Origin of the sequence: Bradyrhizobium sp. 1200_D9_N1_1 (genome assembly GCF_052075915.1) — a bacterium.
In the GTDB taxonomy this organism is placed as follows: domain Bacteria; phylum Pseudomonadota; class Alphaproteobacteria; order Rhizobiales; family Xanthobacteraceae; genus Bradyrhizobium; species Bradyrhizobium diazoefficiens.
Window position 1 is genome coordinate 3141938 of the sequence record NZ_CP197226.1, and the last position, 24791, is coordinate 3166728.

At 60.0% G+C, this 24791-nt stretch carries 28 protein-coding genes and 2 pseudogenes; 13 read left to right on the forward strand and 17 right to left on the reverse strand.

Going from position 1 to position 24791, the window contains the following annotated elements; all coding sequences use genetic code 11:
- Window positions 1–29: 29 nt before the first annotated feature.
- Window positions 30–1382, reverse strand: a complete 1353-nt coding sequence (locus AB5K84_RS15060) for an NRAMP family divalent metal transporter (protein ID WP_110116789.1) — start codon at window positions 1380–1382, stop codon at window positions 30–32.
- A gap of 362 nt (window positions 1383–1744) precedes the next feature.
- On the opposite strand from AB5K84_RS15060, the gene AB5K84_RS15065 reads away from it, so the two are divergent.
- From AB5K84_RS15065 to AB5K84_RS15075, 3 genes are all read left to right on the forward strand, one after another.
- Window positions 1745–2149 carry a phytanoyl-CoA dioxygenase family protein gene (locus tag AB5K84_RS15065; protein WP_246790646.1) on the forward strand — a complete coding sequence of 135 codons (405 nt, stop codon included), beginning with the start codon at window positions 1745–1747 and terminating at the stop codon, window positions 2147–2149.
- A 159-nt stretch (window positions 2150–2308) separates the two neighbouring features.
- Window positions 2309–2500: a DUF3606 domain-containing protein gene (locus AB5K84_RS15070; RefSeq protein WP_110116787.1), complete on the forward strand. Its 192-nt coding sequence runs from the start codon at window positions 2309–2311 to the stop codon at window positions 2498–2500.
- 97 nt (window positions 2501–2597) lie between these two features.
- Window positions 2598–2771, forward strand: a complete 174-nt coding sequence (locus AB5K84_RS15075; RefSeq protein WP_011088855.1) for a DUF3606 domain-containing protein — start codon at window positions 2598–2600, stop codon at window positions 2769–2771.
- Window positions 2772–2837: 66 nt separating this feature from the next.
- Here the strand turns inward: AB5K84_RS15075 and AB5K84_RS15080 are convergent, their stop codons facing one another.
- Entirely contained in the window at window positions 2838–3023 is a 186-nt protein-coding gene (locus AB5K84_RS15080; RefSeq protein ID WP_028174439.1) for a hypothetical protein, read from the reverse strand.
- 331 nt (window positions 3024–3354) lie between these two features.
- On the opposite strand from AB5K84_RS15080, the gene AB5K84_RS15085 reads away from it, so the two are divergent.
- The gene (locus AB5K84_RS15085; protein ID WP_161534046.1) at window positions 3355–3549 is read left to right on the forward strand and encodes a hypothetical protein; all 195 of its coding nucleotides are present in this window, start codon (window positions 3355–3357) and stop codon (window positions 3547–3549) included.
- A gap of 309 nt (window positions 3550–3858) precedes the next feature.
- Entirely contained in the window at window positions 3859–4332 is a 474-nt protein-coding gene (locus AB5K84_RS15090; RefSeq protein ID WP_162603689.1) for a GNAT family N-acetyltransferase, read from the forward strand.
- A 532-nt stretch (window positions 4333–4864) separates the two neighbouring features.
- Here the strand turns inward: AB5K84_RS15090 and AB5K84_RS15095 are convergent.
- A complete protein-coding gene (locus tag AB5K84_RS15095) occupies window positions 4865–5929 on the reverse strand; it encodes an IS110-like element ISBj4 family transposase (RefSeq protein ID WP_011087397.1) in 1065 nt (354 codons plus the stop codon).
- Window positions 5930–6483: 554 nt separating this feature from the next.
- On the opposite strand from AB5K84_RS15095, the gene AB5K84_RS15100 reads away from it, so the two are divergent.
- Window positions 6484–7050, forward strand: a complete 567-nt coding sequence (locus AB5K84_RS15100; RefSeq protein ID WP_097532620.1) for a hypothetical protein — start codon at window positions 6484–6486, stop codon at window positions 7048–7050.
- A 201-nt stretch (window positions 7051–7251) separates the two neighbouring features.
- Here AB5K84_RS15100 and AB5K84_RS15105 read toward each other — a convergent pair whose 3' ends face one another.
- Entirely contained in the window at window positions 7252–7485 is a 234-nt protein-coding gene (locus AB5K84_RS15105; protein ID WP_060908349.1) for an integrase core domain-containing protein, read from the reverse strand.
- Window positions 7486–7629: 144 nt separating this feature from the next.
- On the opposite strand from AB5K84_RS15105, the pseudogene AB5K84_RS15110 reads away from it, so the two are divergent.
- Window positions 7630–9065, forward strand: a pseudogene (locus tag AB5K84_RS15110) (IS1182 family transposase).
- A 95-nt stretch (window positions 9066–9160) separates the two neighbouring features.
- On the opposite strand, the gene AB5K84_RS15115 reads toward AB5K84_RS15110, so the two are convergent.
- Window positions 9161–10183 carry a methyltransferase gene (locus AB5K84_RS15115; RefSeq protein ID WP_441232536.1) on the reverse strand — a complete coding sequence of 341 codons (1023 nt, stop codon included), beginning with the start codon at window positions 10181–10183 and terminating at the stop codon, window positions 9161–9163.
- 353 nt (window positions 10184–10536) lie between these two features.
- Between AB5K84_RS15115 and AB5K84_RS15120 the strand changes: the two genes are divergently transcribed.
- Entirely contained in the window at window positions 10537–10785 is a 249-nt protein-coding gene (locus tag AB5K84_RS15120; protein WP_027545907.1) for a hypothetical protein, read from the forward strand.
- 98 nt (window positions 10786–10883) lie between these two features.
- Here the strand turns inward: AB5K84_RS15120 and AB5K84_RS15125 are convergent.
- Window positions 10884–11553: pseudogene (locus AB5K84_RS15125) on the reverse strand (SOS response-associated peptidase).
- Between the two features lie 104 nt (window positions 11554–11657).
- Here AB5K84_RS15125 and AB5K84_RS15130 point away from each other — a divergent pair.
- Window positions 11658–12494: a choice-of-anchor tandem repeat GloVer-containing protein gene (locus AB5K84_RS15130; RefSeq protein ID WP_347340213.1), complete on the forward strand. Its 837-nt coding sequence runs from the start codon at window positions 11658–11660 to the stop codon at window positions 12492–12494.
- A 139-nt stretch (window positions 12495–12633) separates the two neighbouring features.
- Here the strand turns inward: AB5K84_RS15130 and AB5K84_RS15135 are convergent, their stop codons facing one another.
- From AB5K84_RS15135 to AB5K84_RS15145, 3 genes are all read right to left on the reverse strand, one after another.
- Complete coding sequence (locus tag AB5K84_RS15135; RefSeq protein WP_060908346.1) at window positions 12634–12936, reverse strand: hypothetical protein; 303 nt, start codon at window positions 12934–12936, stop codon at window positions 12634–12636.
- A 717-nt stretch (window positions 12937–13653) separates the two neighbouring features.
- Window positions 13654–13845 carry a hypothetical protein gene (locus tag AB5K84_RS15140; protein WP_082755303.1) on the reverse strand — a complete coding sequence of 64 codons (192 nt, stop codon included), beginning with the start codon at window positions 13843–13845 and terminating at the stop codon, window positions 13654–13656.
- Between the two features lie 163 nt (window positions 13846–14008).
- Window positions 14009–14215 carry a hypothetical protein gene (locus AB5K84_RS15145; RefSeq protein ID WP_110116785.1) on the reverse strand — a complete coding sequence of 69 codons (207 nt, stop codon included), beginning with the start codon at window positions 14213–14215 and terminating at the stop codon, window positions 14009–14011.
- A 274-nt stretch (window positions 14216–14489) separates the two neighbouring features.
- Here AB5K84_RS15145 and AB5K84_RS15150 point away from each other — a divergent pair, with 274 nt between their 5' ends.
- A complete protein-coding gene (locus tag AB5K84_RS15150; protein ID WP_097532614.1) occupies window positions 14490–15428 on the forward strand; it encodes a metallophosphoesterase in 939 nt (312 codons plus the stop codon).
- A gap of 6 nt (window positions 15429–15434) precedes the next feature.
- Here the strand turns inward: AB5K84_RS15150 and AB5K84_RS15155 are convergent, their stop codons facing one another.
- Window positions 15435–15923 carry a CDP-archaeol synthase gene (locus AB5K84_RS15155; protein WP_110116784.1) on the reverse strand — a complete coding sequence of 163 codons (489 nt, stop codon included), beginning with the start codon at window positions 15921–15923 and terminating at the stop codon, window positions 15435–15437.
- A 214-nt stretch (window positions 15924–16137) separates the two neighbouring features.
- On the opposite strand from AB5K84_RS15155, the gene AB5K84_RS15160 reads away from it, so the two are divergent.
- A complete protein-coding gene (locus tag AB5K84_RS15160; protein ID WP_097532616.1) occupies window positions 16138–17076 on the forward strand; it encodes a metallophosphoesterase in 939 nt (312 codons plus the stop codon).
- A gap of 313 nt (window positions 17077–17389) precedes the next feature.
- On the opposite strand, the gene AB5K84_RS15165 is transcribed toward AB5K84_RS15160, so the two are convergent.
- The 7 genes from AB5K84_RS15165 to AB5K84_RS15195 form a co-directional block, all read right to left on the reverse strand.
- On the reverse strand, window positions 17390–17710 hold the full coding sequence (locus tag AB5K84_RS15165; protein ID WP_162603687.1) for a hypothetical protein: 321 nt from the start codon (window positions 17708–17710) through the stop codon (window positions 17390–17392).
- Window positions 17711–17964: 254 nt separating this feature from the next.
- Window positions 17965–18390 (reverse strand): hypothetical protein, encoded by a 426-nt coding sequence (locus AB5K84_RS15170; RefSeq protein WP_223153792.1) that lies wholly within the window; start codon window positions 18388–18390, stop codon window positions 17965–17967.
- A gap of 146 nt (window positions 18391–18536) precedes the next feature.
- Window positions 18537–19067, reverse strand: coding sequence for a VOC family protein (locus tag AB5K84_RS15175; RefSeq protein ID WP_026192141.1), 531 nt, complete (start codon window positions 19065–19067; stop codon window positions 18537–18539).
- Window positions 19068–19172: 105 nt separating this feature from the next.
- Window positions 19173–20021: an alpha/beta fold hydrolase gene (locus tag AB5K84_RS15180; RefSeq protein ID WP_011090907.1), complete on the reverse strand. Its 849-nt coding sequence runs from the start codon at window positions 20019–20021 to the stop codon at window positions 19173–19175.
- Window positions 20018–20896: an oxidoreductase gene (locus AB5K84_RS15185; protein ID WP_011090906.1), complete on the reverse strand. Its 879-nt coding sequence runs from the start codon at window positions 20894–20896 to the stop codon at window positions 20018–20020. The genes AB5K84_RS15180 and AB5K84_RS15185 overlap by 4 nt, the downstream gene beginning before the upstream one ends.
- Before the next feature lie 104 nt (window positions 20897–21000).
- Window positions 21001–21648, reverse strand: a complete 648-nt coding sequence (locus tag AB5K84_RS15190; protein WP_014498601.1) for a L,D-transpeptidase — start codon at window positions 21646–21648, stop codon at window positions 21001–21003.
- Window positions 21649–21807: 159 nt separating this feature from the next.
- Window positions 21808–22434, reverse strand: a complete 627-nt coding sequence (locus AB5K84_RS15195; protein WP_223153791.1) for a TetR/AcrR family transcriptional regulator — start codon at window positions 22432–22434, stop codon at window positions 21808–21810.
- Window positions 22435–22680: 246 nt separating this feature from the next.
- Here AB5K84_RS15195 and AB5K84_RS15200 point away from each other — a divergent pair, with 246 nt between their 5' ends.
- Both AB5K84_RS15200 and AB5K84_RS15205 read left to right on the forward strand, forming a co-directional pair.
- Complete coding sequence (locus tag AB5K84_RS15200; RefSeq protein ID WP_009734588.1) at window positions 22681–23265, forward strand: DUF308 domain-containing protein; 585 nt, start codon at window positions 22681–22683, stop codon at window positions 23263–23265.
- 257 nt (window positions 23266–23522) lie between these two features.
- Entirely contained in the window at window positions 23523–24587 is a 1065-nt protein-coding gene (locus tag AB5K84_RS15205) for an IS110 family transposase (RefSeq protein ID WP_011088795.1), read from the forward strand.
- The last annotated feature ends 204 nt before the right edge of the window (window positions 24588–24791 follow it).

The window sequence follows — 24791 nt, forward strand, 5'->3', positions numbered from 1 at the left end:
AGGTTTCGGCGGCACTGTCGCAAGGTTGGTCAGCGAACCACTGACGAGCCGAGCAGAGCGAGGACTGCCAGCGCCATCAGCGCGGTGCCGAGCCAGCCCAGCGCGACCAGCCACGTCCGGGCCCTGAAACGGCCCATGATCGCGCGGCTCGAGACGATCAGCATCATCATCGCCATGATCGGAACGGCGACGATGCCGTTGAGCACGGCGCTCCAGACCAGCATGTGGATCGAGTCGATCCCGGTGAAGCCGAGGCCGAAGCCGATCGCGGTCGCGGCCGCGATGATGGTGTAGAAGCCGGCGGCCTCGTCGGGCTTTGCCTCGAGCGTGGCACGCCAGCCGAAGATTTCCGCGACACCGTAAGCCGCCGACCCCGCCAGCACCGGGATCGCGAGCAGGCCCGTGCCGATGATGCCGAGCGCGAACAAAGCGAAGGTGAAGTCGCCGGCGAGCGGCCGCAGCGCTTCGGCCGCTTCCGTCGCCGAATTGATGTGGGTGACGCCGTTGGCGTTCAGCACGGCGGCCGTGGTCAGGATGATGAAGAAGGCGATGCCGTTCGACAGCAGCATGCCGAACGTGGTGTCGGCCTTGATGCGCGCGATTTCAGGGGCGCCGCCGCGCCGCGTCTCCTCGCGCAGCGGCTGGTCGCGCTTGCCCTGGTTCATCTCCTCGACCTCTTGCGAGGCCTGCCAGAAGAACAGATAGGGGCTGATGGTGGTGCCGAGCACGGCGACCACCATCATGAAATAGTCGGCGCTGACGTTCGCCTTCGGCCACACCGCGGCGAGCAGCGCGGTGCTCCACGGGATCTCCACGGTGAAGGCGGTCGCGACATAGGCGAACAGCGCCAGGGTGAGGAATTTCAGCACCGGCGAATAGCGGCGATAGGGCAGGAACACCTGGAGCAGGGTCGAGCCCGCCGCGAAGATCAGCGCGTGCTCGTGGTTGAGACCGCCGATGACGAGCGAGAGCGCCTCGGCCATCGCGGCGATGTCGGCGGCGATGTTGAACGTGTTGGCGGCGACGAGCATGGCGACGAGCGCCAGCACCGCCCAGCGCGGCGCGATCCGCATTACGTTGGCGGCAAGCCCCTTTCCGGTGACCCGGCCGATCTGCGCGCTGACGAGTTGAATGGCGATCATGAACGGCGTGGTCAGAAACACCGTCCAGAGCAGCCCGTAGCCGAATTGCGCGCCGGCCTGCGAATAGGTGGCGATGCCGGATGGATCGTCGTCCGCCGCCCCGGTGACGAGGCCGGGACCCAGTCGTTGCAGCAGCGTCGGCTCGGACTTCGTCGGTGCGTCGGCGCTGTCGTGCTTGGCGGGGCGGTGTTTCAGGGCGGACCTTCCGGAATTGCGAATCCTGATCTTAAGCGCGTTCATGGCCGCAAAGTTCCTGCACGATGAGCGTCGTGCGTCTGCTGAAGCCGATGCTGCCAGCCCTTGCGAACGGCACGTTGAGGTTGTAGGGAGCGCCATGAACCGTGATCCGGCACCCACGAAGGTCGATCCCCTGAAGCCTGAGCAGGCTGCGGCTCTCGACCGTGACGGTTATCTCCTGCTGCGCGGCGCAGTCCCCGCGGCGTGGCGCGATGCGCTGCGCGCGGCTTTCGAGTCCGGCGTGGGCACCGGCGACCAGTGGGCGGCCCCCCCGGGGCGCCGGCTGGCGACACGCCCTTGTCGATCTCGATCCGACGGTGCAGCGGACCTGTCGCCTGCAGCCGCTGCTGGCGGCAGGGGCGCAGATGCTGGGCGGTCCCTTCTTCCTCTCCCAGGTCGAGGGCCGCGAGCCGCTTCCGGGCGGCGGCCACCAGCCCCTGCATCGCGATGGCGCCGGCATGAAGGCCGTCGCCGCCCTGGTCTTCCTCGATGCTTACGGGCCGGACAATGGCTCAACGCGCGTGGTCCCGCGTCATCTCGACCGCGGCGCGCCCGACGAGACCCTGTCGCTCGTGACGGCCGGCGAGGCGGGGGACATCCTGGTGTTCGACGCCGATCTGCCGCATGGGGCGACCTGCAACCGCTCCGGCGCGCGGCGGCGCTCGCTGTTGCTGAGCTTCATGCCGGTGGGCGATCGGGCGAGCATTGAGGCCTGTCGCGCCGTCCGCAACGTGCGCATGGACACCAGCGAGGTGTTTATCCCCTCCTGAGCGATAATTCCGGATGCGGAGGAACGTCGCTTCATCGCGCATGTTGTCTCCGCGGCGACGGAATCTTCGCAAGGAGCGGGACAGTCACCATCGCGGCGACGGCGGCGTCAAGCCCGCCTTGTCGCGGTTCGGCCTCACCCCTCACCAGCAGAGACAGTCATGAACAGGCTCAAGCCGGCCAATTTTCGCAATGCGCTCGACTTGAGCGACAAGGTGCAGGTGAAGACCCTGCGCAAGCGCCTCAAGCTGTCGCCCGATCAGTTCGCCGACGCCCTTCGCAAGTCTGGTAATTCGATCTCGGCCCTCGTCAAGGAAGCGGCCGGCGCGCGACCCGGCAAGCAGGAGGCGTAAGCCGCCGGCCTGACAGACGCCGCCGGCGAACGGCCGGATTTAGGAACGGCGCGCCGATGACGACGTTTCCCGTTTTCAGGAAGCGAGGAATTGGCCGATGGACAATCTGACGAAGCGCGAGCAGCCGGACCGCAGCAAGATCAACATGGACGAGGCCTTCGAGGTCAAATACTGGACCCATGCGCTCGGCGTGTCGAAGGAGGAGCTGCAAAAGGCCGTCGACAAGGTCGGCAATTCGGCCGCGGCCGTCCGCAAGGAGCTCGCAGGGTAGGGCATGTCGCCGACAGCACCGTGCGCGAGCGCCATGAGAACAACGAGACGTGAACTCCGCGTCCGGCTACTTGACGCTGACGAACATGCCCCAGACCGCGGCCAGCGCCGCGCCGGTGAAGACGACCACCGGATTGTCGCAGAACGTGCCGCCGTAGCGGCACACGTCCGCGCCGAACTGGCCGAGCTCGTGATGGCTCGCGGAATAGAACAGTCCCGACAACCCCAGCAGTGCGGCGGCGACGTAGTACATCGGCGATCTCTCCGAAAACCTTTCCGGTTGCGCCCTCCTGGGAGGGCATGTCCCAGCCTGACGCGAACAGATTTCATTCCGCCAAATCCGATTTGCTGCATTTGAATAAAGTTTGCTCCGTCGGGCAAATCACTGGCATGATGGCAGCATCGGGCATTTCCCAGCGAGCCCCGCATGGCCGCTTCTCGCCCTTGCGGACTTTGGCCGTTGCGACTGCGACGCCAGCTCTTGACCCCGAACAGAATAGGTAAGCCCGCCTCGGAAATTTGAATTCATCCCGGGAACAAGTTGCAATTCTGTGCGTTAGGTGGCGTCGTTGGGGGAAACCATCGTGCCGACCGCCGAGTACTATTTGAAGCAAGCCGAAATCGCGTCCCGGATGGCTCTGGCAGAATCCGACCCGGAAAAAGCGAGGGCCATGCATATCCTCGCCCTGGAGTATTACGACAAGGCCTACCTTGCGCAGGTCCAGGAAGCGTCGCCACCGCAGCCAACCAGCTCGGCCAACATCATCCAGAGGCAGTGAGAGCGCGATCGTTGACGGTTTCGGATCTCGCCTCTTGGGGCCCTTCGCGCACATGGTGGCCGACGGGCGGATGTTCCGCCTTGTCATTCCGCCAAATCCGATTTGCTGCATTTAAATAGAGTTTGCTCCGTCGGGCAAAACACTGGCATGATGTCAGGATTGCCACAGCGCGTAGGATGGGTAGAGCACTTGCGAAACCCATCGCTCGGTCCCACCCGATGAAGACGATAGCGGCGTGCTCGGTCACATGCAGCGGATGATGGGTTTCGCTGCGCTCTACCCGCCCTTCGGCTTACCGGAGAAAGCGCGATGATCCGTCGTGCCCACGCGTCAGATATCTCTCGGGTGGCCGCTCTCTATCACGCGGTTTGGCACGAGACCCAGGCTCCCTTCATGCCCCACGCAGAAATTATCCGTCGGTCCATGGAATTTTTCCTGGAAAGGATGACGGCACTCCTGCATTCGACTTTGGTAACGGAGTTGAACGAAGAGGTCGTGGCGTTTTCGGCGTGGAGAGGCCAGCTTTTGGGCCAACTTTTTGTGGCGATGCCACATCGAGGGACGCGCGTTGCGTCAAGTCTGCTGACAGCCGCTGAAATTGAGATGGCCAAGGGCGGCATTGCGGAGGCAGAACTGCACTGTGTCGTTGGCAATGACCGTGCGCGCCGCTTCTACGAGCGCATGGGCTGGCATCACAAAGCGGACATCATGGAGCAGGTTGCCGGTGAGCACGGGCAAACCGATGTTCCGTTCTGGTGCATGACCAAGGTTCTCGCCAACTAGCCCATGTCCATCGACCACTCTCGAGAGCCCCGCGTGGCCGCTTCTCACACTTGCGGACTTGGCTGCTGCGACTGCGACGCCAGCTTTTGACCCACATGTATGGTCCGGCCGTGCGTAGCAAGAGGTTCGTCGATCAGGTGGTGTGGTCTTGCATCAATGTATCCGGCCTTTGATTGGAGCATTTTCTCCGGGCCATCATGGATATCAGCGCGCGTGCGTTCTCATTAGCGGACAGGCCTCGATTGGGCCATTTGGGTCACCAGTGTTCGCATGCGCCGGGAAGACCGAACCTCCATCTCGTCTCATCCTCTCGCAGACCTCGGCTGGAACCTGTTGATGGGGTTACGTCATCGCTTGCTCCTCCTACCTCGCAGTTCCTGTGTTCGAGCCAGGGGCCGTTCCTTCGTCCCGGCCCGCAGGACGTGCGTCGCGTCGCGCGCACGGGCGGTCAAGGCCGGCCGTTGCGCTTGGCTTGCGGCTGGCTCCGGCGTTGCCAGGCCGCGCCTTGACCGCGCCGAGCACGGCGCGACGATCAAGCGGGTCGGACGCCTGCATCGTTGGTCCTTGTCAGCTCGAAGGCGCGTCCTTTAGCCAGCACCGCCCAGGCGATGCGGGCAAGCTTGTTGGCGAGTGCGATCGCCAGCACGTTGTGGTGCAATCGCTTCTTGGCGGCTTCGATCCAGGATCTGAGTCCGTAACGTTCCCAGTTCTTGATCCTGACCAGCACCACCCATGCCGCCTGGACGAACAGAACGCGGAGGTAGCGATTGCCGCGCCTTGAGATTTTGCCGAGGATCGTGCGGTCTCCCGTCGAGATCTGCTTGGGCACCAGCCCGAGCCAGGCGCCGAAGTCACGGCCTTTGGAGAAGACGTCTCCAGTGCCGATCGCGGCCACCATGGCGCTCGAAATGATCGGCCCGATGCCAGGCACCGTCATCAGGCGCGAACATGCCTGATCTTGACGGGCCAGTGCTTCGATCTCGCCGGAGAGCCTATCGATGCGCTGATCCAGCCGACGCCAGTCGCCTGCCAACTCCTCGATGACACACAACATGCGTGGCGACAGGGCATCGGTGCGCGTCGCAAGGATGGTGGGCAGTTCTGTGCGCAGGAAGCCGATACCCTGGCGCACCGCGATCCCGCGTTCCAGCATGAAGGCGCGAATCTGGTTGATGATGCCGGTGCGTTGCGACACCAGCCGCTCGCGCACCCGATGCAGCGCCTGCAGATCCAGTTGCTCCGCGGTCTTGGTCGCCACGAACTTCATCGTCGGGCGCTGCACGGCTTCGGCAATCGCTTCGGCGTCATTGAAGTCGTTCTTCGGTCCTTTGCTATAAGGGCGGACATATTTGGCCGGCATCAACCTGGCATCGTGACCTAACGATGCGAGTTTGCGGCTCAAATGATGTGCGCCGACGCAGGCTTCCATGCCGATCAGGCAAGGCGGCATATTGGCGAGCCGCGCCTCGACCTGGCCACGCGACCACTTTTGCCGCAGCACGACGGTGCCGCGCGTATCGTGGCCCACGACGTGGAACGAGTTTTTGCCGATATCGATGCCGATCACGGCGATCGCGGTACTGGGTGTCTGGGACATGGCGTGCTCCTTGTCTTGGCGCCCCTGGCCAGCTTATCGCTGGCGGGGCAGGAGCACGGCCGGACCATCCCAATAGCGGATATTGCGGTTATTGGTGGCTGCGGAAATCGACGTCGCTCAATGCTCACCTCCTGAGTTGCAAGCGGAACGACGCAAAGCATGAAGAGCGGCACAGAGTCGCTGCACCCATGTGCACCGTGCTTCATCCGAACAGCAGGAGAATTGCATTTTGTATAGCGCATTCGGTCAGGATAGCTGACGGTGCGCGCTGCGTTTTCTGGGCATGACGCTGACGTCTGCCGCGTTCCGTGCTATTATGTGAATATTCCAGGTCGTTCGGTCGAGCCTTGTATTGAGGTCAAAACCGATGATTGGAGCCACCATCCCCACATACTTCGTCAGTCCAAGGCGAAGCATTATGAAAGCATGATCACGTTGACGCTCGGCGCCGGCGTGCAACTCGATTTGACAGGAGAAAGCATACGCAGGTCGATTTCAACTCGCGGCAGTTCACGGCGGAGACCTGAGCCGCCGCTTGATCTAAGGAGGCACTCATGAACTTCATCAACGTGCGCAGAGTCCCCACATTCACCGCAGCGATGAGACTCACCAAAGCAACGGCTTTTGCTGTAGCGCTCGTGTCCTTTGCCCCCGCGGCTGTGGCGGGAGAGCCGATTGAAAAGAAGGGGACTACTCCTTATGTGACGCACTTTATTTTTCGGCCCTTGATGAGCATTGACACCGCCGAACTCGGCAAGGCCACTACGCTGGAGGCGGTCGGGACCACTCAAAACATGAAGGGGGAGAAGATGCTGGACAAGATGTCAGCACGCTGCGTGGCGCTGAACGTCGCGTCCGGAGACAAGAAATACATTGACGGAGCTTGCGTGCTCGCCGACAGCGACGGCGACAAGATTTTCTCGACCTTCGATACTCGAGACCTCGACAAGGCCCAGCCGAAGATGGATTGTGGAACGCATATCATCACCGGCGGCACCGGTAAGTATAAGGGCATCACCGGAAGCGAACCATTTGCGTGCATAGCTATGCCTGCGTTGGCTGGCTCTGGCGATTATTTTGCGATGGACATCCCGCACAACACGTCCTGGGAAATCAAGTGATCCTGAACCCGATGTCGCCGTAAAGATGGTGTTGAGGCGGCCATCAATCGCTGAACGAGAGCCTAGCCCACCACAGCTGGGCTCTTATTCTGTTCATGATTTAGGTCAGATGGTCCGCTCCTGTGATTACGGTGACAGTGCTGGACTGCACCCCTGAAGTGAGACACGATAATTACAGTGACAGTGGGGTTGTCACGTGCGTTACCGCACGTTGTTTTGCGCGAACGCGGTTTCGAACTCAAGAGGCGACTGATATCCGAGCGCCGAGTGCAGGCGCTCCTTGTTGTAGACCTCCGCGATGAAGCTGTTGATGTGGCGGCGGGCGTCGCTGAGGTCGGCAAAGGCTTTGCCGTTAATCTGTTCGGCCTTGAGTGTTTTCATGAAGCTTTCAGCCTTGGCGCTCCGTCGGGTAAAACACTGGCATGATGGCAGCATCGGGCATTTCCAGAGAGCTCCGCATGGCCGCTTCTCACCCTTGCGGACTTAGCCGCTGCGACTGCGACGCCAGCTTTTGACCCTGGCTGTGTGAAAACGCCGCTGCTTTGCTATGATTCCCTCGTGATTCTGCGGGGGAAGCTGATGAGGCGCTTCGTTGAGCAGGCGGATCGTGGGCAGCGGACGCATTGCCCGAATGCCTCGATGATTTCATTGACGAGAGCAACCCTGTTCGCGTGATCGACGTATTCGTCGATGCGCTCGATTTGGCCGAGTTAAGCTTCGAGGGAGTGGCGCCGGCGGCGACCGGTCGGCCGTCATACCATCCCTCGGTTCTCCTGAAGCTTTACATCTACGGCTATCTGAACCGGGTGCAGTCGAGCCGACGGCTCGAACGAGAGGCCGGACGCAATGTCGAGGCCATGTGGCTGCTGGGCCGGCTCACTCCCGATCACAAGACGATCGCGGACTTCCGCAAAGACAATGGCTTGGCGCAAGGTATGTGCACGCTTCGTCGAACTCTGCCGTGAAATGGGTCTCCTCGCGACATCGAGCGTCGCCATCGATGGCAGCAAATTCAAAGCGGCGAACAACCGGGAACAAGAACTTCACGCGGGCGAAGGTGGAGCGGCGGCGAGCCCGGCTGGAGGAGAGCGTTGCGCGCTAACTGAGCCAACTTGACGTGGCCGACCGGCAGGAGCCGACGGAGGCGCTGGCCGCCAAGGTGACGAGGCTGACCGAGAAGCTGACGAAGCTGAAGGAGGAAATGGGCAAGCTTGCTGTCTACGAGAAGCAGATGCTTGCTTCGCTGGATCAGCAAATCTCCCTGACTGATCCCGACAGCCGCTCGATGGCAACCAGCGGCCGCGGCTCCGGCGTCGTCGGTTACAACGTGCAGGTCGCCGTCGACACCGAACATCATTTGATCGTGACGCACGAGGTGACGAACAGCGGTTCAGATCGGGCACAACTCACCAATATGGCCAAGCAGGCGAAGGCTGTTCTAAAGACCGAGACACTCGAAGCTGTAGCCGATCGCGGCTACTTCAACAGCCCGGAGATTCTCGCGTGCCACGAGGCCGGCATCACGGTAACGCTGCCTAAGCCGCAGACGTCTGGCGCCAAATCCGAGGGGCGCTTCGGTAAGCAGGACTTTGCGTATTTGCCAGGGGAGGACGCCTATCGCGGTCCAGCTGGGGAGCGACTGCCGTATCGCTACACAAACGAAGAAGACGGCAAGATGCTGCGGCGTTACTGGACCACAGTCTGTCAAAATTGTTCGCTCAAATCGCGATGTACGACCGGGCCAGAGCGGCGGATTACGCGATGGGAGCATGAGCATCTGCTCGAGGCGGTGCAGCAGCGACTCGATGCAAACCCACAGGCCATGCGACAGCGTCGCGAGGACAGTCGAGCATCCGTTCGGCACGATAAAGGCTCGCATGGGAGCGACACACTTCCTCACCAAAACCCTCCCAAAAGTAGCCGCCGAGATGGCACTCTCGGTCCTGGCCTATAATCTGACGCGAGTCTTGAACATCGTCGGGAGCAAGCAGCTGATGGCTGCGATCGTGGCCTGAGACCAAGCCGGTCCTAGCTTCTCACCGACTTCCCCAGGGAACGGTGTTTTTACACGACCAAGACCCACAGCGGACATCCGTCAAACGTCTCTCGCTCAAGCCACCACTGCTTCGAGGATGCTTGCCGTTGAATTGGTGGGCACGACCCTCGTCAGGCGAAGACCGGCTTTGCCAAGAAGTGATGCATACTCGGACTCCGTTCTTTCCTGCCCTCCCAGCAGCACCAGCATTGCCATATCGAGCATCTTTCCCTGATGAGCTGCATCGCCGGATGGAAGAACCATTTCGACGACAAGCAGCCGTGCGTCGGGGGGCATTGCCTTGCGGACGTGGCCAAGGATCGTGAGACACTGGTCCTCGTCCCAGTCATGAATGATGTGCGAAAGAATGTAGGCGTCCGCCCCGGCAGGGACGCTCTGGAAAAAATCACCAGGCACTATCGTCACCCGGTCGCTTACACCCCGGGCAGTTAGCAATGCCGGCGCGTCAGTCACGACATGCGGACGATCGAACAGGATGCCGCGCGGTCCATCATGACGGGAAAGCACAGTGGTCAGCATGTTGCCGGTCGCACCGCCAACGTCAACGATGGTCTTGAAAGCCGAAAATCCATATGCAGCAGCGACGGCAGGAGGTTCCTGATTATGGAGGCCGATCATTGTCTCGCTAAATAGCGATGCCTGCTCTGGATGATGTGCGAGATATTCGAAAAATGGCATACCGTGCGCTTTGTCAAAGCCTGGTTTGCCCGTTTGAACAGAGTATTCCATATAATCCCAAGCACCGCGCTGCCAGGCACTCCCGAAAACAAGCAGGGACGATCTTGCAGAGCCCGGCGCACCGGTCTTCAGAGCCTCGCCCAAGGTAGTCAACGCAAAACGCTGCGCCGATTGCTCTGTCAGGATGCCCAGGCTCGCTAGAGTGCGCATCAATCGATGCAGTGACGGTGCATGCACCTGCATCGGACCAGCTAGTTCCGAAGCGCTCTTCGGCCCAGATGCGAGCTGATCGGCTAGTCCCAACTTTGCAGCGACGCAAACGGTTCTTGAAGTAGCCGCCGCTCCCATTTGGATCAATTGGATGTGCGGCGGCAGCTGTTCAGGAGTATTGGCGGTCATGGCAATTCTCCAAAGCGAAAACAACCAGCATACACGGCTGCCGGGTCGCCGACTACTTCCGCCCGTGGTCCTTGGCGGACGTGGTGGCCGACGGTGCGGATGTTCCGCTTTGTCTCCAGGCGGCCATCTGCAACGTGGCGGCCCCGACGAAACACGCCTGAAACAATCCTGAAACCCGATTGTCCTGAACTCCTTTTCCGTCGGCCTCGACCAACCAAGCGATAAGGAGACAATCATGATCCAGATCGGTTCGAAGGAAGAAGTCGCGTTCCTGTTGGCGCTGTTCGGCACCCACACCCAGCCGGTCAAGCGGCCGAAGCCGAAATCACAGCAAGGCTGAAGGCGCTGATCCCATGCCCGGCTTGGCCGAATGCCAGAGCCTCTTGCGGCTCCTGATCGCAAGGGGAGATCCGAAGGCCATCCCGATCGCCAAGGGCGCCATCGATCAATATCTGAACACGGCGCCGGTCAGCGCCCGCGGGCGCGGCCTGCGTGTGCTCCAGCGCGATGCGCTCGACCAGCACGACCTCGCGGTCGGCGTGCAGCGCTCGTTTGCCGAAACGGTGGACGCTTATATCGAGCGGAAGCTGGCGGAGGAGTAGGGACGTCCGCGGCCAATGTTCCCGCACATCACCCGTTGCTCCAATACTGCCGCGCTCGCTGCCATCGAGGCGGGGCCGGCGATCTGCACTTGGGCCAGCTATCCCACACCAATAGCCGCCACATCTTCCTTATCGGCTCCGCGAGCCACGATCGTTAACCGCTCGTCGGGGAGGGGCCGTTGCAGCGCCTTGGCTTCATCCCACCGCGCCCGCCAAACGTCGCGCTCCTCGTTTGTAGTTAGTATCACCGGCATCGCCTTCGGATGAATCGGCTCGACGATCGCGTTCGGCGTCGTGGTGAGGAAGCCATAGACCTGATGCGGTCCGGGAATCGGCTTTGACTTCGTGCCGCGGTCACCGTTGAAGGTCGTCCAGATGCCGGCGAACGCGAACAGCGGTCGTGCCTCGGCGAGTGCAAGCCACACGACATCTTTCTTCTTCGTCTCCTGATTGGGCTCCGGCGCATATTCGGCAAAGCTATTAACCGGCACGAGGCAGCGGCGCTCCGGCTTGAGTCAAGCGCTAATGCGGTGACGAGGTGTTGCGAATGTTGGTCACAGGCGGGCCACCAGTGCGCGGCGGCGGCGGCATGCCCCATCGCATCATCACCAGTTCGCGTTCGCCGTTGCCTACGTCCCGGATGACTGGCGCAGGATAATCCGGAAACACGCCCGGCATCGGCGGGAGGTTGCCTTCATAACGGCGGACGATTCGGAAGAGGTCGGCGATCGCGGCCTGGTTGGTGGCGATCGAATAGAGATTGCACATAACTGCCTACTTGGAAGGTCTGACACTTGGGACTCTAGCGCTCTTCGTTTGGGTGAACCCCCACTTGTATGGCGTGATGCTCTGGGACTGCGCGTCCTGAACTCATCCCCGATACTTCTGGATCGCTCTATGGCACGACAACAGGCCAGGGCGGAGCGGATGCCGGCATCGTCTTCAAGCTGAGTCCCGGCCAGGAGGGATGGACGATGACGGTCCTCCATCGTTCTGCCGGTGACAACGACGGGGCCTATCCGAACGGTGGTCTTGCGATGGACCGTACAGGCGTACTTTACGGCACGACGAGCGGCGGCGGGAAGGATGGGCTTGGCACCGTCTTCAAACTCACTCCAACTGATCACGGATGGGAGGAATCGGTGATCCAAACATTTCGGCAGTTGGATGGTTCAAATTGCTTTGGTGGATGCCTACCAATGGCGGGACTGACCTTTGGCACTGGCGGAACGCTGTATGGCACGACAGGCGGCGGCGGCAAATTTGGCGGGGGTGTCGGGTTTTCGCTGACGCCATCTGTCAGCGGCGAGTGGTCCGAACAGGTGCTCTATCATTTCAAGCGCGAAGTTGGCGATGGCCAGGTCCCGAACAGTCGGCTCGTTGTCGGGGAATCCGGCGCACTTTACGGCACGACCAAATCCGGGGGCGACAAGCCCGATATGAACGGTTTTGGCACGGTCTTCAAATTGGTCCCTACACCGACAGGCTGGCGTGAGGTCGTGCTGCATTGTTTTACGGGATCCGCCGATGGCGGAAGGCCGACAGGAACATTGATACGCGACGCTTCCGGAAACGTGTTTGGCACGACCGAAGGTGGCGCAAGGAGCGGTGTCCAACGACGGTACAGTATTCAAGATCGCTGCCGCGGGCATGTTCGGAAGTTAATCCGAGGTCGCCTATTGGGCCCTTCTCAGACTCGCGAAAGGTGAAATCCGATGTCTGCTTCTGAGTTAGATGCGGCAATCGCAGTACGCGCGCGTAGCGGACGTTTCAGCTGTCCCGAGTCGTCCAATGGGCCACTTCTTCCAAGGCATCTGATGTGCGAACGGTAGCAGCCTTCAGATCAGGTCATTCATTGCCTTCAGCCTGAACCTGCGGTTTCTTCGGGCTCTGAAAGCTCTCGCTCAGCGACGCCAGTGCAGTCTTCAGCTCGTCAGGGATAGATGTGAGATCCTTAAACTCATCGAAGGCATGCGCGACGCGCTCATTCGCTGATTTCTCGAACGGTCCGAACCCTTCAGAAATGCGCGCTCCCGCGCCAAGATCGCTGGAGGCGCCCATTGGCACGAGCAAGAGGAGTGCAGTCCCGACGATGCCGATTTTGCGGATGCGGGGGATCGGCGGCGGCTCCACGAGGCGGTCGTTGGCCATGGTCGTTACCTCAAGGCGTACTGTGCCGCCATCATGCCGCTCGTGGCGCACAAACGGTAGACCGTGCGCGTACCATTAAGAGGTACTCAAAGCAGGGGCGGTTTCTTATCTAGCTATCAGAGAAGAGACAGCCAGAATTTCTTGCAGAGGCCCCGATCAGCATGGCAAACAATGACCGTGATTCCCTTTCGAAGCCGCCGCACATTCCTAGGCTGGCTCACAATCTTAGGCGCGTCAGCCGCGAGCGTTTTCGCGTTTGTTGCCGTCGCAAAGTTCTTGGCCTGGCCAGATACGCCTCGCGCGACACCGCGCTATGACGGAGTATCTCAAGCAATCGAGGTGATCGACGGCGAGACCGTAAGGATTGAAGGTAGGACCTACCGTCTTGTCGGCTTTAACACTCCAGAAACGGGCGATCTGGTTCGTTGCGACGACGAGCGGAAAAGAGCGGATGCCGCTACTCATTGGCTGAAAGCTCTCATCGCAACGAGCGATGCGCGCTTAAGCCGCGTCGCTTGCGCATGCAAACCGGCTCTGGAGGGTACAAAGCTCTGCAATTACGGGCGCCTTTGCGGAGTGCTAACGGTCGCCGGGCGCGACGCGGCTCAGATCGTGATTAAAGAGGGGCGTGCCGAGCCGTATGTATGCAGCGGGACGACTTGCCCGCGGCGCAGATCGTGGTGTGGCTAACGTAAGATCGTATTCGAGCGGAGGTGGTCATTTCGGGGCGACCATAATCGGTGGCGGCTCAGCCGCGCTCAAATGTATTCTCATTGCAGCTTGTTCTTCGGAAAGCCTCTTTTCGAGGTATTGCCGTTCAACCTCACTCAACTTGGTCTTGAGCAAGCGCCGATACCGATCGATGTTGTTCTTATGGGGCCGTAGACGAGCAATTCTTTCTTCGGTCATCGTCCATCTCCCGACGGGCGTAGTCGCAATTATTTCCTGTAAAAATGAAGGGGTTAACCCCACCTCGATAGTGGCAGCCCAAGCAGTCCGGTCAAGATGAGAACGCGACTAGTCGCCCAAAGGCAGAGTTCTGCCATAACAAAGCATACGCGATTGCTGCTCGTCAAAAATGCTTGGCAGCAAGAAGCCCGAGCAGAACTGTGCCCGAGACGACGGATACTGCGACCATATTAATCAGGTTTCGCGTGGCACCGATAGCGTCGGTGCCGAGGAGGATGGCAACGAGCGCGCTTTTGATTTCTTGCCTTTTGACGTTTGTGGCGTTGTTTTGTAGGCATTGCATTTCAGAGATGGCGGGCCAGGCCGCCATGCGGCCTGACCCTGGCGCTTCCCTGTCGGGATTTGTCCCCGATCTGCAGCCACCATTGCATGCTCGCGGACGAGAAGGCTTAAGGGATCTGGTAAACCAAAGCGGACCGGAGCTGATGGCTTATGAATTCACGATGTCTATTGCGCGGAAAGGAGAGCCAGGCTTTGCCATCTCGGTGACTATATCAACCGAGGCCTGCTCAAGGCAGCGTGAAACCGTGCGCCGGTACCGCAAGTCTATGGAAGGTCGAGCCGATTTCGGAGGAAGTTGTTCCATGGACGAAGTGATCTTGCGCAAATTGGAGGAGCGTCTCGGACCGCTCCATGCCAGACAGCGATTGGGTATCGAGACGGACCACGAGGCACAAATCTTCGGCCGAGGCCTCCTCTCCTTTCACATAAGGAGCTGGTATCCAGTCCATTCGGTCATTCGAACTGCACTTAAGCTGACCGGTCTCTACTGGCGGGGACACCGAAATACAGGAAGCATTCTCGTCAAACGCAATGATGTTATATTCAAGGAGTTGCCACCGCTTTTCGACGGCTTCACCATACTCCACCTTAGCGACATGCATGTGGACATGAATGAAGCTGCCATGCAGCGCCTGATCGAACTCGTCGGCGACATGCGCTACGATCTATGTGTTCTAACCGGCGACTATCGGGGGAAGAACTTTGGACCGTTCGAGGCAACCTTGAACGGCGTCGCACGACTGCGAGCTCATCTAAAGGAGCCCGTTTATGGAGTTCTGGGCGACCATGATACCATCCAAATGGTTCCGGGGCTGGAGGCCATGGGAATACGTATGCTGCTCAACGAGAGTGAGGCGATTGTGCGCGGCGATCAGCAAATCTATCTAGCCGGGATCGATGACGCCCACTGCTTCAAGGCCGACGATATCGAAAAGGCTGCATTGCAAATCCCGTATGGCGAGTTCTCCATTTTATTGTCACATACACCGGAGATCTATCGTCAGGCGGCTCATGCCGATTTTAAGTTGTTGCTGAGCGGGCATACGCACGGTGGGCAGATCTGTCTGCCAGGATCTATTCCGATCATACTTGATGCAGTATTGCCTCGACGGATGGGGGCAGGAGCTTGGCGGTATCACGACATGGCTGGTTACACCTCTGTGGGGGCTGGATCGAGCGTCGTTCCTGTTCGTCTCAACTGTCCACCAGAAATCACCCTGCACTGCCTTCGTTCGGGCTAACGGGGGCTAATATGGTTCGTCGCGCAGGTGGGCTCGGAATAGAAAACGAGACAGAAGTAGCGCGCCGATAAAAAAGATCCCGATGCCAAGCGCTATGTCTGCGATCGTCAATGAAAGCGCGTCGCGGCATGCCAGCATCGGAAATAGGGATTCGGGAACCTGATCGAGCCCGAGCGCCTGGCTGCTCGGCGGGTAGTTTAGGCGGCGCTTCACGAAACTGGAGAACAAATCGCCCGCCATAGTCGCGCCCGCTACGATTGCACCGATCGTCAGATCCAGACCGATAAGCGGGGCGCTTGCTGTCGTGATGAGGACTGAAATCAAAATACCGCGGATGGTTTTCGATGGCCCAAACAACGGCCTCCCATCAAAAAATACGGTGCCGGTATCCAGCGGAAAGGAAAAACGTAGGCCAAAAATCTTCTTTGCAACGATCGGTGCGCCGTTCGCTAACGTCATTAAAACTAATAATTGCAGAATATGCAGAAGTTGCATTTCTTCAGCTTAGCTTATAGTTGCTCATCCTTGAAGCCGTCGCTGCTCGGCTGCGCCGACGTGATCGAATAGCGATGCAGTTTGCTGCAGTGCACGAGCCAAATGACCCAGCGCGACATTCAATGGAAGCGTGGGAATTAGCCACTGTCGGGTTGACCTTGGCCTCATGAGAATTCGCCATATCTGCCCGGAGGCCGTTCGAAAGGACTAGCTGGTGGACGAAGACATTCTGCACAAACTCGAGATCCGTCTCGGGCCGCTCCACGCCCGGCAGCGATTGGGGATTGAACGAGATCACGAAGCTCAGGTATTTGGCCAGGGCCTCACATTTTTTCACCTTGAAAACTCATCTTGGGCCGAGTGGATCATTCGAAATGTTCTGAAGGCAACAGGGCTCTACTGGCGTGCACGACAGAACGCAGGACGCATTCTCGTCAAACGAAACGAAATGAGGTTTAAGACATTACCGCCCCTCTTTGAGGGCTTCACCATTCTGCACATTAGCGACCTTCACGTGGATATGAATGAAGTTGCCATGAGCAGGCTCATCGAGCTGGTTGGCAGCATGCAGTACGATGTGTGTGTCCTTACTGGCGATTATCGGGGGCGGACTGTTGGGCCGTTCCAGCCCGCGCTGGATGGCGTCGCGCGAGTGGCAACTCATCTGAAACAGCCAATCTATGCGGTGCTCGGCAACCACGATACGATTCAAATGGTCCCAGGGCTTGAAGCTATGGGCATTCGCGTGCTGCTCAACGAATGCGAAACAATCGTTCGCAAGGACCAACGGATCTATCTGGCGGGAATCGACGATGCACATTTCTTCAGAGTGGACAACATCGAAAAGGCCGCTCTCTCGATACCCCGCGGTGAGTTCTCGATCTTGTTGTCTCACACACCGGAGGTCTATCGTCAGGCTGCGCATGCCAACTTTGATCTGATGCTGAGCGGACACACCCACGGCGGTCAGATTTGTCTCCCCGGATCCATTCCCATCAAGCTCGAGGCGGTGCTACCAAGACGGATGGGGGCTGGGCCTTGGCAGTACAGAGATATGACCGGCTATACTTCCGTTGGTGCGGGCTCGAGCGTCGTTCCCGTGCGCATCAATTGCCCGCCGGAAATTACCTTGCACAGTCTACGCCGCGGCTGACGCTGACCTCATACGGTTCATCACGTATATGAGCCTGAAACAAGAGTCAGGAGGGAAGTAGCTCGCCGACTAAAAATACCCCAACACCCGAGGCAGCTCTCGGCAACGGAGGCTTCCTTCTAAACCGGCCCTATGTCACCGGTGACGGGGAGAATGGCAGCGTGCTGCCTGACATTTCGTTTCGAAGTATTTCCTGCTTTCCCACGCTGACGCCGTTTTCGAAACGAGGCGATCGAACAAGTCATAGGCCAATGTGAGGTTGGTCCTGCGAACAGCTCCTCCACGGCACGAAAGTGCGATGAATGGGGCGCTGTCATTCAACTCGCAATCTGCTCAATGCATAAGTCTCTTCTGGCCCGAACGCGAAGCACAGACCGGCTCTGAAATCGTCCGGTTGTCGCGGTAGACCACAGGGCTTTGCGCGCTTTGTTTGATTGTTGGTTGTCTTGTATTCGACCGGGCAGAGGCCTGCGCGGTGGCGAGTTCGCAAAGTGGTGTGATGTGGTTGCACCAAGACGCGCCCGTCCTGAACGGATTGGATGCCGCTGGCGATCTCAACCAGCTTGGGAGCGGCGTTTTCCGGATTGGCTAAAGGGCGAGCTGAAGTGTATTTCATGGTGGCGAGCAATACCATTGCGTCGCCGTGACTGACCAACCGCATCGGCGGTGTTAGGGTGCGTACTCATAAACTCTGCCGCTGAGAGTAGGCGCACCTATGTCCGCTTGTCCCCCAACAACGGCGCGAAAGCGGACATTGTCGGACTTCCGAGATGGGTCGACGCTTGGCCGCGACCGGCGTCAATGTCAGGAATTTCGTCCACTGGTAAGGCGTATGATCCTGCCAGTCGGAATTGACGAGTTAACGGGATGCATCGCGACATCCGCCCGTCAGAGCGGGGCTCCGATCATTCGGGTAACGTTGGCGTCAGTAAATCGGGGGACATCGTCCATAATTGCGTCGGTGTCGGCGGATGCAAGCGCAGCGTGAAGCGAAGCCTCATCGCGAAACCGATAAAACCCGACGGAAACATCTACCGAATTGACGTCTCGAGGGAAGAAGGCGGCGGCGCTTTCGAGGCCATGCTTCTGCCAGCATGCGAGCGCCAACGGTAGATGCACGTCGACATAATAGTCGCGATCGAAGTATGTGCCGCCGCTGCAGGTCACGACCATTGTTGCATTTGCCATCAGACGACTTTCTACAGAACCTTCGCATTCAGCGCGCGTCCGCTGTTTATGATTGCGATCGATATGTATGTCGGCCGCCGGACGGCCCTTGCCCGGTTTACGCGAACCGTGTGAATCGTCCGGCATCGCGCTGCCCCGCCGATTCGGGCACATATCGAGGATGAGACGGCGGCTTGGACTCTGTTTCGAAAAGACGCGCGGAGGACCGAGCGCCCAGCCGGTGCCGTGCAACCTGCATGTCGACGGCGCGAGCCGGCGCCGTCCCGCTCATCTCAATCCTCGTCTTGCCACCTCCGCAAGGCCGTCTGGTCGTGGTAAGGCATGCGATCTGGCGTGGTGATGAATTCCATCGTGGTGCCCCATGGCATTCGGCAGTAACAGACCTTGTTTCCAAGACCTTTCTCGGTTGCGTAAGGAATCGCGCGCGGCGCGGTGAGGCGTGTGCCTCCGGCCTTTTCGAAGCGCGTGACCGAGGCGTCGATGTCGTCGGTGTAGACACCGAAATGCGTGATGCCGAAGTCGCTCGCTCGGATCGGCTGGGCTTGTTGGGGGCCGTGCATTTCGAACAGCTCGATGTCGGGTCCGGTGCCGATCTTGACCATCGCCTGTCCACGCACGACCGTTCCCGGGAACGCTCCGACGGCCCGCTCGAATTCGGGGCCTTGCCGCGGCGGATCCTGCGGCCCGAAGGACTGATAGATCACCTGGCCGCCGAAAGCTTGCACCAGGAACGATTTCGCGGCTTCTATGTCGGGCACCGTGATGCCGATATGGTTGACGCCGCGGATGATAGGTGTGGTCATGACGGGTTGTCCTTTCTGATTGAATTGATCGATCGTGATGAGTGCGGGGCTCTGTTGCCGCAGTGTCGCGATTTCTCCGGCCCACAACGACACGGGCGCCGAGTTTCAATGGGCTCCGATGAACTCGATCAGAGCGGCTGCGACTGCATCCGGCCGCTCGTCCGCGACATAGTGGCTACAGCGGGCGATCGAGCCGCCCGTTACGTTGCTGGCGAATTCCTCGACCATCGGCACCATATGCGGACCAAAGCGATGATCCCCGCCGAGAGCCAGCACCGGGATCTCGAGCGGTTGCTTCTTGTACTCAAGCGCCGCTGCGTGGTCGGCGGCGAGGGTGCGATACCATTCCATGCCGCCGCGGGTGCGGCCGGGGAGCGCCATTGCTTTGGCGTAGATCTCGACATCCGCCGGATCGAAGCTGCTGTGATCGTAGAACCGCTCGGCCATGAAGCTCGAAACATAGTCGTATTCACGGCCATGGATCAGGCGCTCGGGGAGATCCCGGCTCATGTGGAAACCAAAGTGCCAGAGCGTTGCGATCGTCGCCTCCCATCCGCTCCAGCCGGGAAGCGGAACGTCCAGAACGGCCAGGTGGGTTACGGCCTCTCGATAGACAGCAGCCAGCGGCAAGGCCACCATTCCGCCGATATCATGGCCGCACACTGCGTAGCGTTGATGGCCAAGGGCAGCCATCACTTCGTGCGCGTCGCGCGCCATTGTCGCCTTGTCGTAGCCGCCGAGCGGACAGTCGGAAAAGCCGGCGCCGCGCAGATCGATCGCGACCACGCTGAAATGCGCGGCCAGTTGCGGCATCACATGGTGCCATTCCCACCATGTTTCCGGCCAGCCATGCAGCAGAAGAATCGACGGGCCTGAGCCGCCCGTGACGGCGTTGATCTTGATGCCGTTCACCGGCACCAGCTGTTGGGCAAAACCCTTCAGAGTCGCGATCATGGTCGCTGTCCCGTCGATGTTGACGTTCGATCGGAGCTCGCGACCCGCGTTCCGGGCGGGTCGAAATCGGTAGCGATCGTGATGTCGTGCCAGGCGTCGATATCGCTGCGGAAGGCAGCCAGCTTTCGCTCGGCGGCAGCATGCGCGACCGGGCCGAGCGGCAGGTGAAGCGGGGCGTCGTCGTCGTCGACGGCGCGCAGGATCACTGCGATCGCCTTGTCGGGGTCGCCCGCCTGATTGCCGTTATTGGTTTCGCGATAGTGCCTGCGCGAGGTCCCGGCATATTCCGGCATCTCGTTGGCGGCGACTGTGATCGAACGGCCGAGGAAATCGGTGCGAAACGGCCCAGGCTCCACGATCAGCACTCGGATGCCGAACGGCTTCAACTCGCTGGCGAGCGCTTCGGAAATCCCTTCCACGGCGAACTTGGCGGCGTTGTAGTAACCGCCGCCTCCGCCGCCCGAGATGCCGGCGACGGACGACATATTGACGATCGCTCCGCCCGAGCGCCGCATGACGGGCAGGGCGGCTCTGGTGGCTTCGATCAAACCGAAGAGGTTTACCTCGAACATCGGCCGGTATTCGTCAGACGTCCCCTCCTCAATCGCGCCATGCAGTCCGTATCCGGCATTGTTGACGAGCACGTCGAACCCGCCGAAGGTCTCGACCGCTTTTGCGACCGCGGCCTTGGCTGCCGCCGCATCGGTCACGTCCAGTGGCACGGTGATCATGCGGCCGTCGAAAGGCTCGGCCATATCCTCGATCGTCTTGACACTGCGGGCCGTCGCGACGACCTGATCGCCGCGCTCCGCCGCCGCGAGCGCGAGCCGCTGGCCGAAGCCGCTTGAGCAGCCTGTGATGAGCCAAGTCTTCATGCTTTCTTCTCCGAGTTGTTATCAGACGATGCAAATCGTTCGCCGCTATTGCGACCCGTGATATCGGCCAAGGCCGACCGACTCTCTGCGATCAGAGGCCATGCTCAAGAACTCACCGCTCGGCCGCCCTGGATGACGACGACGCGGCTGCCGATCTTGACCCGGCTATAGAGATCGATGATGTCTTGGTTGATGAGTCGAATGCATCCGCTCGAAACGGCGCGACCGATCGTCTCCGGCTCGGTCGTCCCATGAATGCGGAACATCGTGTCCCGTTCGCCCTGAAAGAGGTACAGCGCGCGTGGTCCAAGGGGATTGCCAAGCCCGCCGGCCATTCCGCTGGCGAGATGGCCATAGCGCGCAGGCTCCCGATTCATCATGTTCTTGGTCGGAGTCCAATGCGGCCATTCCGCCTTTCGCCTAATGGTCGCGGTGCCTGCGAAAGCGAGACCATCCTTGCCAACGCCAATGCCGTAGCGCATGGCCTTTCCGTCGCCCTCGACAAGATAGAGCTGATGAGCAGCCGTATCGATGACAATCGTCCCGACAGGCTCATTCGTCGTATAGTCCACGCGCTGGCGCAACATCGCCGGATCGACGCCGGATATGTCGACGGCTGGTAAGGTGTAAACTCCGTCGACGAGTTGCGCGTACTCACTCGGCGTGCTGATGATATCGGCCTCGACGAGGCCGCTGCGACTGGCACAACCCGAGAGAACGATCGCCATTGCACCGAATACCGAGAACCGCATAGAGCGCCTGGCATCTGAGTTCCTCATATCGAACCGTAACCTTCGCCGCAGTCCAATCGGTGACTCTGTTGCTGATATCCGAACATTGAAGCTCCCAGGAAAGCCAAGCGTGCCATCGGCACAACTGCAATAGGAACCAATTGGTTCCTAATTTTGCTTTTAAAAAAGCATCTCCATCAGGAGATCGGCATCTTTCAGCATCTCGTCGCGGCGTGATCCAACTTTACCAAGCACCCGCATGCCTTGTGCATGTGAGACGATAAAGTGCGCGATGACTTCAGGATCGGACCTATTGGCGATTTCGCCGGCGGCCTGTCCTTTCGCGATCGTTGCAGCGAACAGGGCTTGAAGCCTGGAGAAAAGACGCTTGATCACCTCTGCGATGTCGGGATCTCCCGGCAACATCTCGGCAGCCGTCAACACACCGAAACAACCGCGCACCCCTTTTTTCCCAGACGACAAATCCGCATACCGCACCAACGCGTTGCGGATTGCCGCCTTCGGCGAGGGGGCTGATCGCAGAACCTCCTGGACGTTTCGTACGCCATCGTCGGTGTAGAACTCGAGGGCGCGCAGGAAGACAGATTTCTTGTCACCGAAAGCCTTGTAGAAGCTGCCCTTCGAAAGCTGCATTCCGGCAAGCAGATCAGGCAACGATGCGTCGTGAAACCCACGATCCCAAAAGATTTGCATCGCTCGCCTCACCGCCTCGTCGAGATCGAATTCACGGGGGCGTCCCACAGGAAGTTTGGTATTGATGGTCATCATACGGGCAATATAAACCAAACGGTTCCTAATTGCAATAGTCGATTTATATGCAGGCCTGCGTTGCTCAGGCTGTGAGGACCGTCCAAAATTTTCGTTCGGCCTCAGTAACGGCTCCCGGCATCGCCTCGTAGTTGGTTACATCCTGTCCGACGCCGCCTCGCAAAGGAGGCGAAACGACAATCATGATGCTTCCCCTCTGCTACGCCGTGGCGTGAAAACATAATGACCAGGCGGACGGGTAACTGCCATCCAGGAAGAGACCACATGACGCTCAGCACTACACGTCCTTCTCCGAAAGCCAATGCCTGGCTCAAGCGCTACTATTTCATTCGCTCTGCCGTCGCGGCTCTATGGGCGGTTGCGGCCTTGACGATCGCCAGAGACCGTTCCCATCTCGCGGCCATCCTGCTGGTTGCCTATCCCTTGTGGGATGCCCTCGCCAACTATCTCGACGCGCAACGCAGCAGTGGGCTTGCTTCGAGCAAGAGCCAGATGGTCAATGTCATCATTAGCATTATTACTGCAATAGCGGTCACCATCGCGCTGACGCGGAGCATGAATGCCGTGCTTTTGATCTTCGGGGCATGGGCGGTCGTCGCGGGGCTTCTTCAGCTTGCGACCGGCGTGGGCCGCTGGGGATCGGCCGGCGCACAATGGGCGATGATCCTCAGCGGCGCACAGTCGGCGCTGGCGGGGTGCTTCTTCGTCTACCGGGCGGGGGTTGTTACCAATGTCGGGATTAGTGACGTTGCCGGCTACGCCGCGTTCGGTGCCTTCTACTTTATGGTTTCGGCCGTTTGGCTATGGAGCACCGGCTTGCGTCGCTCTTCTGTGCAAACCACTGCGTAGCACACGTTTGACGGACCTTCATCATGAAGGACCGGCAGCTGTCTTCGATACCGCCGGTTAGCCGATTGATGGTCCCCGCATCAGCCGTCAGGACGGCCCAGCCATCGCGCTGGCGCCGTCCTATCGAGAAAGATCACCACGTTGGCTACTTCGCGGGGCTCGGCGCAACGCCTCAGATCTGCTAATGGGATGGTCCGGCCGTGCTCCTGCCCCGCCAGCGATAAGCTGGCCAGGGGCGCCAAGACAAGGAGCACGCCATGTCCCAGACACCCAGTACTGCGATCGCCGTGATCGGCATCGATATCGGCAAAAACTCGTTCCACGTCGTGGGCCACGATACGCGCGGCGCCATCGTGCTGCGGCAAAAGTGGTCGCGTGGCCAGGTGGAGGCGCGGCTCGCCAATATGCAGCCTTGCCTGATCGGCATGGAAGCCTGCGTCGGCGCACATCATTTGAGCCGCAAACTCGCATCGCTAGGTCACGATGCCAGGTTGATGCCGGCCAAATATGTCCGCCCTTATAGCAAAGGACCGAAGAACGACTTCAATGATGCCGAAGCGATTGCCGAAGCCGTGCAACGCCCGACGATGAAGTTCGTGGCGACCAAGACCGCGGAGCAACTGGATCTGCAGGCGCTGCATCGGGTGCGCGAGCGGCTGGTGTCGCAACGCACCGGCATCATCAACCAGATTCGCGCCTTCATGCTGGAACGCGGGATCGCGGTGCGCCAGGGTATCGGCTTCCTGCGCACAGAACTGCCCACCATCCTTGCCACGCGCACCGATGCCCTGTCGCCACGCATGTTGCGTGTCATCGAGGAGTTGGCAGGCGACTGGCGCCGGCTGGATCAGCGCATCGATAGCCTCTCCGGCGAGATCGAAGCACTGGCCCGTCAAGATCAGGCATGTTCGCGCCTGATGACGGTGCCTGGCATCGGGCCGATCATTTCGAGCGCCATGGTAGCCGCGATCGGCACTGGAGACGTCTTCTCCAAAGGCCGTGACTTCGGCGCCTGGCTCGGACTGGTGCCCAAGCAGATCTCGACGGGAGACCGCACGATCCTCGGCAAAATCTCAAGGCGCGGCAATCGCTACCTGCGCGTTCTGTTCGTGCAGGCGGCATGGGTGGTGCTGGTCAGGATCAAGAACTGGGAACGTTACGGACTCAGATCCTGGATCGAAGCCGCCAAGAAGCGATTGCACCACAACGTGCTAGCGATCGCACTCGCCAACAAGCTTGCCCGCATCGCCTGGGCGGTGCTGGCTAAAGGACGCGCCTTCGAGCTGACAAGGACCAACGATGCAGACGTCCAATCCGCTTGATCGTCGCGCCGTGCTCGGGGCGGTCAAGGCGCGGCCTGGCAACGCCGGAGCCAGCCGCAAGCAAAGCGCAACGGCCGGCCTTGACCGCCCGTGCGCGCGACGCGACGCACGTCCTGCGGGCCGGGACGAAGGAACGGCCCCCGGCTCGAACACAGGAACTGCGAGGTAGGAGGAGCAAGCGATGACGTAACCCCATCAACAGGT

Excerpts from the sequence above, each read along its gene's own strand:
- AB5K84_RS15060 (WP_110116789.1), bottom strand. The coding sequence starts at position 1,382 with ATGAACGCGCTTAAGATCAGGATTCGCAATTCCGGAAGGTCCGCCCTG.
- AB5K84_RS15065 (WP_246790646.1), top strand. The coding sequence starts at position 1,745 with ATGCTGGGCGGTCCCTTCTTCCTCTCCCAGGTCGAGGGCCGCGAGCCG.
- AB5K84_RS15070 (WP_110116787.1), top strand. The coding sequence starts at position 2,309 with ATGAACAGGCTCAAGCCGGCCAATTTTCGCAATGCGCTCGACTTGAGC.
- AB5K84_RS15075 (WP_011088855.1), top strand. The coding sequence starts at position 2,598 with ATGGACAATCTGACGAAGCGCGAGCAGCCGGACCGCAGCAAGATCAAC.
- AB5K84_RS15080 (WP_028174439.1), bottom strand. The coding sequence starts at position 3,023 with ATGTACTACGTCGCCGCCGCACTGCTGGGGTTGTCGGGACTGTTCTAT.
- AB5K84_RS15090 (WP_162603689.1), top strand. The coding sequence starts at position 3,859 with ATGATCCGTCGTGCCCACGCGTCAGATATCTCTCGGGTGGCCGCTCTC.
- AB5K84_RS15095 (WP_011087397.1), bottom strand. The coding sequence starts at position 5,929 with ATGTCCCAGACACCCAGTACCGCGATCGCCGTGATCGGCATCGATATC.
- AB5K84_RS15100 (WP_097532620.1), top strand. The coding sequence starts at position 6,484 with ATGAACTTCATCAACGTGCGCAGAGTCCCCACATTCACCGCAGCGATG.
- AB5K84_RS15105 (WP_060908349.1), bottom strand. The coding sequence starts at position 7,485 with ATGCTGCCATCATGCCAGTGTTTTACCCGACGGAGCGCCAAGGCTGAA.
- AB5K84_RS15115 (WP_441232536.1), bottom strand. The coding sequence starts at position 10,183 with ATGACCGCCAATACTCCTGAACAGCTGCCGCCGCACATCCAATTGATC.
- AB5K84_RS15120 (WP_027545907.1), top strand. The coding sequence starts at position 10,537 with ATGCCCGGCTTGGCCGAATGCCAGAGCCTCTTGCGGCTCCTGATCGCA.
- AB5K84_RS15135 (WP_060908346.1), bottom strand. The coding sequence starts at position 12,936 with ATGGCCAACGACCGCCTCGTGGAGCCGCCGCCGATCCCCCGCATCCGC.
- AB5K84_RS15140 (WP_082755303.1), bottom strand. The coding sequence starts at position 13,845 with ATGACCGAAGAAAGAATTGCTCGTCTACGGCCCCATAAGAACAACATC.
- AB5K84_RS15145 (WP_110116785.1), bottom strand. The coding sequence starts at position 14,215 with ATGGCGGCCTGGCCCGCCATCTCTGAAATGCAATGCCTACAAAACAAC.
- AB5K84_RS15150 (WP_097532614.1), top strand. The coding sequence starts at position 14,490 with ATGGACGAAGTGATCTTGCGCAAATTGGAGGAGCGTCTCGGACCGCTC.
- AB5K84_RS15155 (WP_110116784.1), bottom strand. The coding sequence starts at position 15,923 with ATGCAACTTCTGCATATTCTGCAATTATTAGTTTTAATGACGTTAGCG.
- AB5K84_RS15165 (WP_162603687.1), bottom strand. The coding sequence starts at position 17,710 with ATGGTATTGCTCGCCACCATGAAATACACTTCAGCTCGCCCTTTAGCC.
- AB5K84_RS15170 (WP_223153792.1), bottom strand. The coding sequence starts at position 18,390 with ATGCCGGACGATTCACACGGTTCGCGTAAACCGGGCAAGGGCCGTCCG.
- AB5K84_RS15175 (WP_026192141.1), bottom strand. The coding sequence starts at position 19,067 with ATGACCACACCTATCATCCGCGGCGTCAACCATATCGGCATCACGGTG.
- AB5K84_RS15180 (WP_011090907.1), bottom strand. The coding sequence starts at position 20,021 with ATGATCGCGACTCTGAAGGGTTTTGCCCAACAGCTGGTGCCGGTGAAC.
- AB5K84_RS15185 (WP_011090906.1), bottom strand. The coding sequence starts at position 20,896 with ATGAAGACTTGGCTCATCACAGGCTGCTCAAGCGGCTTCGGCCAGCGG.
- AB5K84_RS15190 (WP_014498601.1), bottom strand. The coding sequence starts at position 21,648 with ATGCGGTTCTCGGTATTCGGTGCAATGGCGATCGTTCTCTCGGGTTGT.
- AB5K84_RS15200 (WP_009734588.1), top strand. The coding sequence starts at position 22,681 with ATGACGCTCAGCACTACACGTCCTTCTCCGAAAGCCAATGCCTGGCTC.
- AB5K84_RS15205 (WP_011088795.1), top strand. The coding sequence starts at position 23,523 with ATGTCCCAGACACCCAGTACTGCGATCGCCGTGATCGGCATCGATATC.